Consider the following 13,267-nt stretch of genomic DNA (forward strand, 5'->3'; position numbering starts at 1 on the left):
AACTGCTGCCCATGACAACGTTGTTATGGAGGTTCCGTGCGCATCAGACGTCTCAGAGACCGACTCGCGTTACTGCTCGCGCTGGCACTCGGCATCGCCGCTCTGGCCGCCGTCCCCACCGCGACCGCCGCCGCCGACCCCGTCGAGATCCACGGCCTGAAGGGCGAGTACTACACCCAGTCCGCCCCCGGCGCCTTCGACTTCGCCGACCTCAAGGCCACGGGAGTCGACCCCAACCTCGACTTCGACAACCTCGAACCCCGACTCGCCTTCACCACCGGCCAGTCCGACGACGTCAGCATCCGCTGGACCGGAAAGATCGTCCCGACGAAGTCCGGCCCCCACACCTTCTCGATCATCGGCGACAACGGCTTCCGCCTCTGGATCGGAGGACAGCTCGTCATCGACCACTGGGTCGACGACTGGGACCGCGAACAGACCGCCGCCCCCGTCGAGTTGACCGCCGGCACGGCCTACGACATCAAGGTCGAGTACTTCGAGCACTACGGCGGCTCCAACCTCCACCTCCGCTGGACCGAACCCGGCGGCACCAAGGTCCCCGTCCCGCAGTCGGCCTTCCGCCTCCCCGACGGCTACGACTACGACGGCGCCCTCGCCGCCAAGGTCACCAGCACCGGCCGCACCCTCAAGCTCGACTTCGCCCAGCCCCTCGCCGCACCCCCGGCCGACCTCACCGACCACCTCGAAGCGGTGATCGGCGGCGCCAAGTGGCCCCTGGGGACGGCCGAGTTGGACCCGGCCGACCCGCGAACCCTGCTCGTGCCCCTCACCGAGCCGGTGGTCGGCAACAAAACCGGCACCGCGACCGGCACCGCGGACATCCGCTACGACGGCGAGGCGGGGCTTGCCACGGCCGATGGCAACGTTATCAACGCCTTCTGGAGTACTGGCCCGAACCGCTCCACCTACGAACTGCGCACCCAGTGGGCCGACCAGGTGGGCCCGCGCAACGCCCTCCCCGAGTACCCGCGCCCCCAGCTCACCCGCACCGACTGGCGCAACCTCAACGGGAGTTGGCAGTTCGCGGCGGCCGCAGCGGGCGAGTCCCCGCCCGTCGGCCGGACACTCGCCGAGCGCATCCTCGTCCCGTACCCCGTCGAGTCCCAGCTCTCCGGTCTCGAACGGCACGAGGACCGCATGTGGTACCGCCGCACCTTCACCGTCCCCGCCGACTGGAAGATCGGCTCGGGCAAGCGGCTGATGCTCAACTTCGGTGCCGTCGACTGGCGGGCCGAGGTCTACGTCAACGGCACGAAGGTCACCGAACACCAGGGCGGCTACGACAAGTTCAGCGCCGACGTCACCGACGCCCTGAAGCCCGGCCGCACCCAGGAGCTGATCGTCGGCGTCTACGACCCCACCGACGCGGCGAACGGCGAGAACCCCCCGATCGGCAAGCAACGCCTCGACCCGAGCGGCATCTGGTACACCCCGACCTCCGGCATCTGGCAGACGGTCTGGATGGAGCCGGTCGCCCCCGACCACGTCGACTCCCTCAAGCTCACCCCGGACGTCGCCAGGAGCCAACTCTCCGTCGAGGCGAAGGGAGTTCGGGACGGCGTACCGATCACGGCGACGGCGTACGACGGCAAGCGCGAGGTCGCGACAGCACACGGCCGCACCGGCGCCCCACTCACCCTGACCATCAAGAACCCCCAACTCTGGTCGCCCGACAACCCGTTCCTCTACGACCTGAAGGTCACCGTCGGCAAGGACCGCGTCGGCAGCTACTTCGGGATGCGTTCGATCGCCGTCGAGAAGGTCGACGGCGTCCCGCGCACGGTCCTCAACGGGAAGCCGGTCTTCATGATGGCCACCCTCGACCAGGGCTTCTGGCCGGACGGCCTCTACACCGCGCCGACCGACGAGGCACTCGCCCACGACCTCAAGGTGCACAAGGAGTTGGGCTTCAACGCGGTGCGCAAGCACATCAAGGTCGAGCCCGACCGCTGGTTCTACTGGGCCGACCGGCTCGGCCTCATGGTGTGGCAGGACATGCCCGCGATGACCGCCGGGGTGACCCCGTCGCCCACCGCCCGCGCCGAGTACGAGCGCGAGCTGAAGCGGATGATCGACCAGCACATCAGCAGCCCGTCGATCGTCATGTGGGTGACGTTCAACGAGGGTTGGGGCCAGTACGACGAGGCCCGTATCGCCGACCAGGCGAAGGCCTGGGACCCGACGCGGCTCGTCAACAGCATGTCCGGCATCAACCTGGGCGTGGACGGCGGTACCGGCGACATCATCGACGAGCACGGCTATCCCAGCCCCGCCCTGCCACCCCATCCGGACGGCCAACGCGCCCTGGTGAGTGGCGAGTACGGAGGTCTCGGGCTCGCGGTGCCCGGCCACGCCTGGTCGGTCCAGCAGTCGTACGTGGACGTCGACCCGGCCGCCTACACCGACGACTACCTCGCCAAGCTCGCCGAGGTGCACGCGCTGACCTGCCAGGGGAGCAACGGCGCGGTCTACACCCAGATCTCCGATGTCGAGGGTGAGTTGAACGGCCTGATGACGTACGACAGGCGGGTGCTGAAGCCCGACGCGCAACGGGTGAAGGCCGCTCAGCAGGCCCTGATCCGCGACGCCTCGCAGGCGACCCCCGCAGGGTGCCCCACCACCTGAACTCCCTTGGAGGACCCATGAGATGGACCCGGCGCCTGCGGTTGTGCATGGCGGGGGCGGTGGCAGTGTCCGCGCTGTTCGCCGCCCCCGCCGCAGCCGAGGCCTCTGCCGATGGTCAACTCACCGACCTGGTCAACCCGTTCATCGGCACCGAGAACGACGGGAACACCTATCCCGGTGCCGCCGTGCCCTTCGGCATGGTGCAGTTCTCGCCGGACACCGGCCACAACACCGGTTACGACTACTCCCGGAACCACATCCGCGGCTTCTCCCTCGTGCACCTCTCCGGCGTCGGCTGCGGGCTCGGCGGCGACCTGCCCGTACTGCCCACGACCGGTGAGGTGACACAGACGGACTACGCCCAGTACGCGGCCGAGTTCAGCCACGACGACGAACACGCGAGCCCCGGCTACTACCAAGTCGGTCTGAAAACCGGCATCGAGGCCGAACTGACCGCGACTGCCCGCACCGGCGTCCAGCGCTACACCTTCCCGGCCACCGACAAGGCCAACGTCCTGCTCAACGCGGCCCAGTCGCTGCACTCCGGCGTCTCCTCGAAGGTGGAGGTCCTCGACAACCGGACCGTGCGCACCACCATCACGGGCCGCGGCTTCTGCCAGGACACCAAGCCCTACACCGTCTACACCATCACCCGCTTCGACCGGCCTTTCGCCACCTACGGCACCTGGAACGGTCCAACGGTGACCGCCGGTTCCAGGACCGGGAGCGGCGGCGCGTACGTCCGCTTCGACACGAGCAAGGACCGTACGGTCGAGGCGACGACCGCCCTGTCGTACGTCGACGCGCACGGCGCGGCGGTCAACCTCCGTGCGGAGGGCGGGAGTTCGTTCGACGCGGTGCGCCACCGCGCCCAGCGGGCCTGGGAGGACCGGCTCGACGACGTGCGCGCGCAGGGTGGTTCCGACGGTCTGCGCCGGACCTTCTACTCGTCCCTGTACCGGTCCTTCCTCGCGCCCAACATCGGCAGCGACGCAGACGGCCGCTACACCGGCTGGGACCAACAGGTGCACCGGGCAAGGGACTTCACGTACTACCAGAACTGGTCCCTGTGGGACACCTACCGCACCCAGTCCCAGCTCCTCGCCCTGCTCGCACCCCGCGAGGCCCGGGACATGGCGATCTCGGTGATCAAGATCGACGAGGAGAGCGGCTGGCTGCCCAAGTGGGGCTACGGCACGGTCGAGACGAACATCATGACCGGCGACCCGGTCACACCGTTCCTGACCAACGCCTACCAGCAGGGCCTGTTGAAGGGCTACGAGGAGCGTGCCTACCGGGCGTTGAAGCAGAACGCCGACGGCGTGCCGCCCACCGAATCGGCGGCGGTCGGGCGGGAAGCCAACAAGGAGTACATCGCCGAAGGCTTCGCGCCGTACATCAAGGACCGCCCGCACGCGAAGCCCGGTGACTCCGACTACGACCACGGGGCCTCGGCCACCCTGGAGTACGCCCTCTCGGACGCGATGCTCGCGCAGATGGCCCGTGAGCTGGGCCATGGGGCCGATGCCGCACGCTATGCGGCCCGCGCACAGAGCTACCGGAACATCTTCGACCCCTCCACCGGCTTCTTCCGCGCCCGGGACGCCTCCGGCGCCTTCGTCGGTCCGGCAGACCCGGCGCAGAGCGAGGGCTTCCACGAGGGCACGTCGTGGCAGTACCAGTGGCTGGTGCCGCAGGACCTGCCCGGCATGGTCGACCTCATCGGCGGGCAACAGGCGGCCAACGCCCGGCTGGACTCCTTCTTCGCCTACGACCAATTGCTCGCCGACCCCGCGAAGACCGCCCGCGAGGTGTGGGTCAACGGGCCGTACGACTACTACAACGCGGACAGGTACAACCCGCAGAACGAGCCCGACCTCATCGCCCCGTACACCTATCTGTCGACCGGACAGCCCTGGAAGACGACCGATGTCGTGCATGCCGCGCTGACCCTGTTCACGGACGGGCCGACCGGTATGACCGGCAACGACGACCTCGGCACTATGTCCGCCTGGAACGTGCTGTCGTCGATCGGGATCTTCCCGGTCCAGCCCGGCTACGACACCTGGGGCCTGTCCACGCCCGTCTTCGAACGGGTCGACCTGACCCTGGACCGCCGCTACTACCCGCACGGCGCGCTCACCATCGAGGCGCCCGGCACCTCGGCCGGCGACCGCTACATCCAGGCGGCCCGGACGGACGGGACGTCGTACGACCGCACCTATCTGACCACCGGGCTGCTGAGGTCCGTAAGGTCGCTGGACTTCACGGTCGGCCCGCACCCGTCGGAGTGGGGTACGTCACCCCAGGCGGGACCACCGGCACTGAAGTGATCTCAGGCGCCACTGGAGTCCCGCCCCTCCCGCAGGGGCGGGACCTGGGCGAGTCGTTACCTGCTGTTAACTGTGCGTAGCTTGATCGTACTTGACCGTAATCGCTTGTCGGCGCTTGACTGCTTGCTCACCCCTAGTCGACGCGAGGCAAGCCTTTGACTTCTGACCTGCTCGCTCCTCTCGACCTGGCGTTCTGGAACATCGAGTCCGACCGGAACCCGATGCACCTGGGCGCGCTCGGCGTCTTCTCCGCGCACTCGCCGACCGCGGGAGCCCACGCCGCCGACCTCCTCGCCGCCCGCGCCGCCGCCGTCCCCGGGCTGCGCATGCGCATCCGGGACGTGTGGCAGCCGCTGTCCCTGTCCTTCGGGAGCGCCACCCGCGAGGAGGACCCCGACTTCGACCCGCTGCACCACGTCCGGCTGCACGCCCCGACCGCCGACTTCCAGGAGGTCGCGGGCCGGCTGATGGAACGCCCGCTGGAGCGCAGCCGGCCCCCGTGGGAGGCGCATGTGCTGCCCGGCGAGGACGGTGTCTCCTTCGCCGTGCTGTTCAAGTTCCACCACGCCCTGGCCGACGGACTGCGGGCGCTGACCCTCGCCGCCGCGATCCTCGACCCGATGGACATGCCCGAGCGGCGGCCCCGCCCCGAGGAGCCCGCGCGCGGCCTGCTGCCCGATGTGCGCAAGCTGCCCGGGCTGCTGCGGGGTGCCCTGTCCGACGTCGGGCGGGCCCTCGACATCGGGGCGTCCGTCGCCCGCTCGACCCTCGACGTCCGCTCGTCGGCGGCACTGGCCTCCGAGCCGTCGGGCACCCGCCGTACCGCCGGAGTCGTCGTCGACCTCGACGACGTGCACCGGATCCGCAAGACCGTCGGCGGCACTGTCAACGACGTGCTCATCGCCGTCGTCGCGGGCGCCCTGCGCCGCTGGCTCGACGAACGCGGCGACGGCAGCGAGGGCGTCGCGCCCCGCGCCCTGATCCCCGTCTCCAAACGGCGCCCGCGCAGCGCGCAACCACAGGGCAACCGGCTCTCCGGGTACCTGATACGGCTGCCCGTCGACGACCCGGACCCCTTGGCCCGGCTCGACTCCGTGCGCGCGGCCATGGACCGCAACAAGGACGCCGGACCCAACCGGGGCGCCGGCGCCGTCGCCCTGCTGGCCGACCACGTACCGGCGCTCGGCCACCGGCTCGGCGGACCGTTCGCCGCGCAGGCCGCCCGGCTCTGGTTCGACATCCTCGTCACCAGCGTCCCTCTGCCCAGCATCGGTCTCAAGCTCGGCGGCAACCCGGTCACCGCGGTCTTCCCGTACGCCCCGCTGGCCAGTGGTCAGTCCCTCGCGGTCGCGGTCTCCACCTTCCGCGGACACGTGCACTACGGGCTCGTCGCAGACGCCGAGGCCGTACCGGATCTCGATGTGTTCGCCCGTGCCCTCACCGAGGAGGTGGAGACACTCATCACCGCCTGCGGGTCGTGACGCGGAACGAGTTTGGTGCTGCGGCCCGGCGCTCCGTAAAATTCCCTGTTCGACGGCCGGTGCGCTCTGAGCGCCGCCGCGGACGACCCAAGGAAACGGCAGCGCGATGACGGTGACAGAGAACGGCTCCACGACCCCGGACGAGGTCGTGTACGGGCCCGGCATCGACCCCGAGCGGCTGGCCGTCTGCCTCAGCGTGCTCGACGAACTGGAGAAGATCGACGTCGACCACCCCGACGCGATCACCGTGCGCCGCGCCACCGCGGGCATCTACCGCAGCGTCAAGCAGCGCCGCCGCCAGGAGCGCCGGGCCGCGAAGACCGCGCACGACAAGGCCGTCACCGAGTCCACCGCGACCGGCTCCGCCCAGCGCATCGACGACGAGACCGAGGGCCTGCTCCCGTCGTCGGTGACGGAGGAGGGCCGGATCGCCGGGATACTGCAGCGCCCGCGCTCCTGCTACACCTGCAAGACCCGGTACGTGGAAGTCGACTACTTCTACCACCAGCTCTGTCCCGACTGCGCTCGCATGAACCGCGAGAAGCGTGACGTCCACGCCGACCTCACCGGCAAGCGCGCCCTGCTCACCGGCGGTCGCGCCAAGATCGGCATGTACATCGCGCTGAGGCTGCTGCGCGACGGCGCCCACACGACCATCACCACGCGCTTCCCCAAGGACGCCATCCGCCGCTTCAAGGCCATGGACGACTCCGCGGACTGGCTGCACCGCCTGGAGGTCGTCGGCATCGACCTGCGCGACCCGGCCCAGGCCGTTGCCCTCGCCGACCGGATGGCAGAGGCGGGCCCGCTCGACATCCTGATCAACAACGCGACGCAGACCGTACGGCGGCTGCCCTCCGCCTACGCGGCCCTCGTCGACGGCGAGAGCGCCCCGCTGCCCGCCGGTGAGCTGCCCGCCCACCACGTCATCGGCGCCTTCGGGTCCGGCGCGGTCGACGGCCTCGCCGCGCTGCCCGTCGGGATCTCCGGCCTCGACGCCCAGCAGGTCGCCGACCTCGCCCTGGTCGCGGGCAACGCCAGCGTCGCCCGGCACCTCGACGGCACCGCGATCGACGCCGGCGGTCTGGTCCCCGACGTGGTCGACACCAACACCTGGGTGCAGACCATCGAGCAGATCTCCCCGGTGGAGCTGCTGGAGACCCAACTCTGCAACTACACCGCGCCGTTCATCCTGATCAGCAAGCTCCGCCCGGCCATGGCCGCCGCCGCCAAGGCCGCGGCCAGCGAGCGCGCGTACATCGTCAACGTCTCCGCGATGGAGGGCGTCTTCGGCCGCGGCTACAAGGGCGCCGGTCACCCGAACACCAACGCCGCCAAGGCCGCGATGAACATGGTGACCCGGACCAGCGGCCAGGAGATGTTCCAGACCGACGGCATCCTCATGACCTCCGTCGACACCGGCTGGATCACCGACGAACGCCCCCACTACGACAAGCTCCGCCTCGCCGAGGAGGGCTTCCACGCCCCGCTCGACCTGGTCGACGGAGCGGCCCGGGTTTACGATCCCATTGTGCGCGGCGAGCAGGGCGAGGACCTGTACGGCGTCTTCCTGAAGGACTACGCGCCCGGCAAGTGGTAACCCGCCACCCCGGATCCGAGTCCCGGTGACCGCCGGGTCCCGGCCCTGGTGAGCACCGCGCGAGGAGTTCCCATGGCCAGTGCACACGGCATCGATCCGAGGGCCTTCGAAGACCCGCGCAACCACTACCCGACCGACGAACAGTTCTACGCGAGCGACCGACCGGCACACCCCGTGCTGCCGGAGGACCGCCCGCGCGGCGGCGGGCCCACGACCACGATCAAGCACCGCGGGACCTGGGCCACCGTCGCACTCGTCGCCGGGATCGTCCTGCTGGTCCTCGTGGGGATCGCCCTGTTCCCGTGATCCTCACGGAGACCGCTACGGCCGGGGCGGCACCGCCGACCTCAGCCGGTCGTGGACGGCGTACCCGCCCGACGTGTACGCCGCCCGCACCCGTGTCCCGCCGTCCACCAGCAGATCCGCCCCGGTGATCCACCCGGCCTGGTCGGAGGCCAGCCACAGCACGGCCCGTGCGATGTCGGCCGGTTCCCCGATCCGGCCGAGCGGCAGCCCTGCGGCGACCTCCGCCTCGCCCGGCTCCCATACGAAGCGCGCCATCTCGGTGCGGACGAGTCCGGGGGAGACGGAGTTGACCCGCACCCCGGGCGCCAGTTCCCCCGCGAGCTGCTGCGTGAGGTGAAGGAGCGCCGCCTTGCTGGTGGAGTACGCCCCCACGTTCGGCCCGACATGCCCGGCACCCTCCGTACACACGTTCACCACCGAGCCGCCGTGCTCCCGCATCCACGCCCGCCACGCGCACTGGGTCAACCGCAGCGGCGCCTCGACGTTCACCGCGAACGCCGTCCGCCAGGCATCCGGATCGGCCTCCATCAGCGGGCCGTACGGCTGGTTCGTCGCCGCGTTGTTGACGACCACGTCGATCCGCCCGAACGCGCGCAGCGCGAACTCGGCCAACTCCCGAGGGTGTTCGGGGTCGCCGACATCACCGGCCAGTCCGACCCCGCCCAACTCCTCGGCGGCGCGCGCCACTTCACCGGCGTCCCGCGCGCTCACGCACACCAGTGCCCCGGCTCCGGCGAACGCCTCGGCGACCGCGCGCCCGATCCCGCGCGTGCCGCCGGTGACCAGGACGGCCCGGCCCCGCAGATCGTACGACGACGACGTCATCGCCGTACGATCTCATGACGGACCGTCAGTCGACAGCCCCCAGACGGGAGTTGGGCAGCCATGAGTTCCGGGCGGCCACTATGCCCAGGACCGTGCGCCAGTCCTCCAGGACCCCCGCGTCGAGGCCGACGACCTTGGCCGCGTCGTCGGCCTGGCGGAGGGTGATCGCGTCGTCGGCGAGCGGATCGTGCTCGAAGGCGGCGGCCTCGGAGTGGGACATGGGGCCGCCCTGGGCACGAAGGGTCAGGGTGCTCTGCGCGGACAGGTCGTGGTCCGGTGAGACGGTGGCCAGGTAGCGCTTCGCGGGCACATGCAGCCGGACCAGGTGGGCGACGCGGTCGCCGAGCAGGGCGTGGACGGCGTCCGCCGCGTGGCCGGCGTGTCCGGCGTCGTCCCCGGGTTGCAGGAGATGCCCGATGTCGTGGACCAGGCCTGCGATCTGGAGTTCCTTGTCGGCGGGGCGACTTCGGCGCAGTAGCGCGGCCGTCTGCAGTGCGTGGTCGTGCAGGTCGACCGGATCGCCGCTCCGGTCGGGGGTGTCCCAGGCGCCCCGGCAGGCGTACAGCAGGTCCATCAGCTCCTCGACGCTGCGCAACTCCATGCGTCAGTCCTCCCGCGAGACAGCCTGTGCGGAACGCCAGGAGATCATGCGGAGCTTTCGGAGCGGCCAACGGGACCTGAACTGCGCGACGCCTTCAGTGACGCCGGTCTTGTCCGCGCCGGCGCGGGCGCCGGCGGCGCGGAGATCGTCACCGGGCTGATCGGGCACGCCCGGTCGCTGGGCAACGGCGTGGTCGCGCACCTGGGCATCTCGATGGGCGGATACTTCTCGGCCCGATCGGGTCTCGGGCGGTGAGGTCGACGCCGCAGTGGTGCTGGGCGGGCCGGTCGAGGCGGCGTTCACCGAAGTGCGGACGTACGCCTTCGGGATGGACGGGATCCTCGGCAACACGATGGGCTTCGACGCGCCGCCCACCCCCGACGAACTGGCCCTGCACCGGGCGGAGTCCTCCCTCCGCCCGCTGCTCGACCAGGACAGCAACAGCCCCATGCCGGTGGTCGACGGCGCCGACGACGTCCATGTGCCCCAGCACGACACCCTCGTCTTCCGGGGGCGCCGCGACACCGTCGTGAACCTCGTTCCCGACACCGGACACTGCGCGGTGAGCAAACTGCCCGAGGTGTTCCCGACCATCATTGTCTGGCTGGACCGTGCGCTGGCCGGTACCACGGAGACGGGCCGGTGAGCGGCGGTGTCCCGCCCGGTCACGACTTCTGGGTGGCCCGGTGTACGAACGCGGGTGGAAGGTTCGCCCACACCACGGGCGACCGTTCCAACTCGCCGAAGCGGAGGGCCAGTTCGGCGGTGAAGTGACGGGCGGGCGGGGTCCAGGACGCGTGCAGATAGGCGAAGGTGGTGAACCGGCCTCCGGGCGTGAGGACTTCGGCCACGGCGTCCAGGATGAGCTCGCGCTGTTCCCGGGGCATGACCGTCCAGGGGAGCCCGGAGACCACCGCATCGGCCGGTTCGCCTGCCACGGCCGCCAGTTCGGCGGCCGAACCCCGTACCACGGTCAGGCGTGTGTCGCGCCGGGTCGCCGACAGCCGTGCCGCGAGCACCGGGTTGAGCTCGATCGCGACGAGCCGTGCGGCGGGTGCGAGCCGGGCGAGGATCGCGTCGGTGAACACCCCGGTTCCCGGGCCGAGTTCGACCACGAGCCGGGCCTCCTCCAGACCGATGCCCTCGGTCATCGCGGAGGCGAGCCGTCGTGAACTGGCCGCCACGGCACCGGTCATGAGGGGCCGTCTGAGGAATTCGGTGGTGATCGACATGGCGGCCATGCTGGAAGCGCCAGGCGTGGCCGCACGTCGTGTCCCCGGCCGGTGCGTGTACGACCGTGGGAGGACCCCATGACGCCCGCCGGGACGATGTGGGGGAGCAGCTCCGGCCGTAGCGTGAAGTAGTGCTTCGGCTGATCGAAACCCTGTCCCGCCTGCGGCGGAGCCACCCGTGGCTGGCGGACGCCCTGCTGGTCGTGCTGGTGGCGGTTCCGCCGGTGATCCGCCCGGAGCCGGGGTGGCGGCCGGTGTGGGTTCAGGTGGTCGTCTACGTCGCCCTGGTACTGCCCCTGTTGTGGCGCCGCCGCCGGCCGGTGCTGGTCGCGGCCCTGGTGACGGCGGCGTTCTGGGCGCAGTTCCTCGGACACGTGTGGGGGCAGGAGCCGGGGCGCGGCGCCGTCGCCCTGGCCGCGGTCCTGGCCACCCTCACCGTGCGCGGCCTGCGCCGCGCTGCCGCGGTGACGGTGGTCTGCGCCGCCGCCTGCGTGCTGCTGTGGATCCCCGCGTGGCAGCGGGACTACGGCGGCCAGGGTGCCCGGGGGGAGTGGCTCACTCCGCTCGCGGTGGGGCTTCTGCTGGCCGGGGCCTGGGTGTTCGGCGAGTACGTCCGGGCCCGGCGCGCCTACGTCGCCGAGTTCGAACGGCGGGCCGCGCTCGCCGAGTCGGAGCGCCTCGCCCTGGCCAAGGTCGCCGTCGCCGAGGAGCGGGCGCGCATCGCCCGTGAGATCCACGACGTCCTCGCGCACAGCGTGAGCGTGATGGTGCTGAACGCCGAGGGCGGCAGGCTGATGCGGCACGTCGACCCCGCCGTCGTCGACCGCACCCTCGGCGTCATCAGCGCGACCGGTCGCGAGGCCCTGGGTGAACTGCGCCGACTGCTGGAGGTGTTGCGCACCCCCGACGCGGACGCCCCCGCCGACGACTCCGTCACCGGGCCCGGCGAACACCTCTCGGCCGATCTGCGGCGGCTGGTCGAACGCCTCAACTCGGGCGGCAGACGCGCCCAGTTGGACCTTCGCGGACAACGGGACGGCCTTCCGGCGGATCTCACCGCGCAGACGTACCGCATCGTGCAGGAGGCGCTCACCAACGTCGTCAAGCACGCCCCGCCGGACGCCACGGTCCACGTACGGGTCGACACCGGCAGCCAGGGGCCCGGGCGGCTCGTGCGCGTCAGGGTGGAGAACTCGGCCGGAGCCGATGGCCAATGTCCGGCTCCGCTGCTCCCGTCCGGTCGTGGACTCACCGGCATGCGCGAGCGCACCGCCCTGTACGGCGGCCGCGTCGACGCCGGCCCCACGCCCGACGGCGGCTACCGCGTCGTAGCGATCCTGCGCCCGGCCGAGCCCGAGCCCACCGCGGCAACCGCATGACCGACCTCACTCCGATCCCGCATCGCACCGCGCCATCGTCGTCCTCGTCCCGCGTGCTGATCTGCGACGACCAGGAGCTGATCCGGATGGGGCTGCGCATGGTCGTCGACAGCCAGCCCGATCTCACCGTGGTGGGCGAGGCCGCCGACGGTGACGCGGCGATCGCGGGGGTGGCCGCCCTGGAGCCGGACCTCGTCCTGATGGACGTCCGCATGCCCGGCCTGGACGGCCTCGCCGCGACCGAAATCCTCTGCGCGCTCCCCGATGGGCCGCGCATCCTCCTTGTCACCACCTTCGACCTCGACGAGTACGCCTACGCGGCGCTGCGGGCCGGCGCGAACGGCTTCCTCGTCAAGGACGCCCCTGCCGAGGAGATCCTGGTGACCGTCCGCGCGGTGCTTCGGGGCGACACCATGGTGGCGCCCTCGCTGACCAGGCGACTGGTCGAACGTTTCGTCCTGCACGCCCCCGCGACCGCCCCCGCGCAGCGCGACCGCCTGGCGGCTCTCACCGAGCGCGAACGGGAAGTCCTCGCCCTGGTCGCCAAGGGACTTGCCAACGGCGAGATCGCGGACCGTCTCTTCGTCGGGGAGACGACCGTCAAGACCCACCTCGGCCGGATCCTGACCAAACTCGGCCTCCGGGACCGTATCCACGCGGTGATCTTCGCCTACGAGAGCGGGCTGGTACGGGTCGGGGACTGAGCGGTCACGCACCGAGACGGCTCCGCGTACGGCAGCACCCAGACCGCGTACCTGTGCGCCGACACACCAGGACCGCGCGACACCGAGTTCTCACGTGCGCTCCCGTACGACCGACGCGTACCGCAGTGCCGGCGCGGAACCCGTAACGCGGCCGCGCGGA

General features: G+C 71.0%; 11 protein-coding genes. 8 read left to right on the plus strand and 3 right to left on the minus strand.

Translation table 11 applies throughout. From position 1 onward, the window contains the following. Positions 1 to 36 precede the first annotated feature (36 nt). The 5 genes from ACFXC1_RS02080 to ACFXC1_RS02100 all read left to right on the plus strand — a co-directional run bounded on the left by ACFXC1_RS02080 (position 37) and on the right by ACFXC1_RS02100 (position 8,366). Positions 37 to 2,646, plus strand: a complete 2,610-nt coding sequence (locus ACFXC1_RS02080) for a PA14 domain-containing protein (RefSeq protein WP_381237463.1) — start codon at positions 37 to 39, stop codon at positions 2,644 to 2,646. A 17-nt stretch (positions 2,647 to 2,663) separates the two neighbouring features. After that, on the plus strand, positions 2,664 to 4,979 hold the full coding sequence (locus ACFXC1_RS02085; protein ID WP_381237465.1) for a GH92 family glycosyl hydrolase: 2,316 nt from the start codon (positions 2,664 to 2,666) through the stop codon (positions 4,977 to 4,979). A 155-nt stretch (positions 4,980 to 5,134) separates the two neighbouring features. After that, a complete protein-coding gene (locus ACFXC1_RS02090) occupies positions 5,135 to 6,460 on the plus strand; it encodes a wax ester/triacylglycerol synthase family O-acyltransferase (RefSeq protein WP_381237467.1) in 1,326 nt (441 codons plus the stop codon). Positions 6,461 to 6,566: 106 nt separating this feature from the next. After that, entirely contained in the window at positions 6,567 to 8,060 is a 1,494-nt protein-coding gene (locus tag ACFXC1_RS02095) for an SDR family NAD(P)-dependent oxidoreductase (protein WP_381237469.1), read from the plus strand. Between the two features lie 72 nt (positions 8,061 to 8,132). Further along, on the plus strand, positions 8,133 to 8,366 hold the full coding sequence (locus ACFXC1_RS02100) for a hypothetical protein (protein ID WP_381237472.1): 234 nt from the start codon (positions 8,133 to 8,135) through the stop codon (positions 8,364 to 8,366). Between the two features lie 15 nt (positions 8,367 to 8,381). On the opposite strand, the gene ACFXC1_RS02105 is transcribed toward ACFXC1_RS02100, so the two are convergent. Then, entirely contained in the window at positions 8,382 to 9,191 is an 810-nt protein-coding gene (locus tag ACFXC1_RS02105; RefSeq protein WP_381237474.1) for an SDR family oxidoreductase, read from the minus strand. A gap of 25 nt (positions 9,192 to 9,216) precedes the next feature. Next, the gene (locus tag ACFXC1_RS02110; RefSeq protein ID WP_381237477.1) at positions 9,217 to 9,792 is read right to left on the minus strand and encodes a metal-dependent phosphohydrolase; all 576 of its coding nucleotides are present in this window, start codon (positions 9,790 to 9,792) and stop codon (positions 9,217 to 9,219) included. 271 nt (positions 9,793 to 10,063) lie between these two features. Between ACFXC1_RS02110 and ACFXC1_RS02115 the strand changes: the two genes are divergently transcribed. Further along, positions 10,064 to 10,438 carry a hypothetical protein gene (locus ACFXC1_RS02115; protein WP_381237480.1) on the plus strand — a complete coding sequence of 125 codons (375 nt, stop codon included), beginning with the start codon at positions 10,064 to 10,066 and terminating at the stop codon, positions 10,436 to 10,438. Between the two features lie 19 nt (positions 10,439 to 10,457). Here the strand turns inward: ACFXC1_RS02115 and ACFXC1_RS02120 are convergent, their stop codons facing one another. Continuing rightward, the gene (locus ACFXC1_RS02120) at positions 10,458 to 11,024 is read right to left on the minus strand and encodes a class I SAM-dependent methyltransferase (RefSeq protein WP_381237483.1); all 567 of its coding nucleotides are present in this window, start codon (positions 11,022 to 11,024) and stop codon (positions 10,458 to 10,460) included. A 131-nt stretch (positions 11,025 to 11,155) separates the two neighbouring features. Here ACFXC1_RS02120 and ACFXC1_RS02125 point away from each other — a divergent pair, with 131 nt between their 5' ends. Then, on the plus strand, positions 11,156 to 12,403 hold the full coding sequence (locus ACFXC1_RS02125; protein WP_381237486.1) for a sensor histidine kinase: 1,248 nt from the start codon (positions 11,156 to 11,158) through the stop codon (positions 12,401 to 12,403). Beyond that, entirely contained in the window at positions 12,400 to 13,107 is a 708-nt protein-coding gene (locus ACFXC1_RS02130; protein ID WP_381237489.1) for a response regulator, read from the plus strand. The genes ACFXC1_RS02125 and ACFXC1_RS02130 overlap by 4 nt, the downstream gene beginning before the upstream one ends. Positions 13,108 to 13,267: the final 160 nt, after the last annotated feature.

Origin of the sequence: Streptomyces hokutonensis, assembly GCF_042751305.1 — a bacterium.
Classification (GTDB): Bacteria; Actinomycetota; Actinomycetes; order Streptomycetales; family Streptomycetaceae; genus Streptomyces; species Streptomyces hokutonensis_A.

Coding starts and splice junctions, on each gene's coding strand:
- ACFXC1_RS02095 (WP_381237469.1), top strand. CDS start 6,567: ATGACGGTGACAGAGAACGGCTCCACGACCCCGGACGAGGTCGTGTAC.
- ACFXC1_RS02105 (WP_381237474.1), bottom strand. CDS start 9,191: ATGACGTCGTCGTCGTACGATCTGCGGGGCCGGGCCGTCCTGGTCACC.
- ACFXC1_RS02085 (WP_381237465.1), top strand. CDS start 2,664: ATGAGATGGACCCGGCGCCTGCGGTTGTGCATGGCGGGGGCGGTGGCA.
- ACFXC1_RS02130 (WP_381237489.1), top strand. CDS start 12,400: ATGACCGACCTCACTCCGATCCCGCATCGCACCGCGCCATCGTCGTCC.
- ACFXC1_RS02120 (WP_381237483.1), bottom strand. CDS start 11,024: ATGTCGATCACCACCGAATTCCTCAGACGGCCCCTCATGACCGGTGCC.
- ACFXC1_RS02100 (WP_381237472.1), top strand. CDS start 8,133: ATGGCCAGTGCACACGGCATCGATCCGAGGGCCTTCGAAGACCCGCGC.
- ACFXC1_RS02110 (WP_381237477.1), bottom strand. CDS start 9,792: ATGGAGTTGCGCAGCGTCGAGGAGCTGATGGACCTGCTGTACGCCTGC.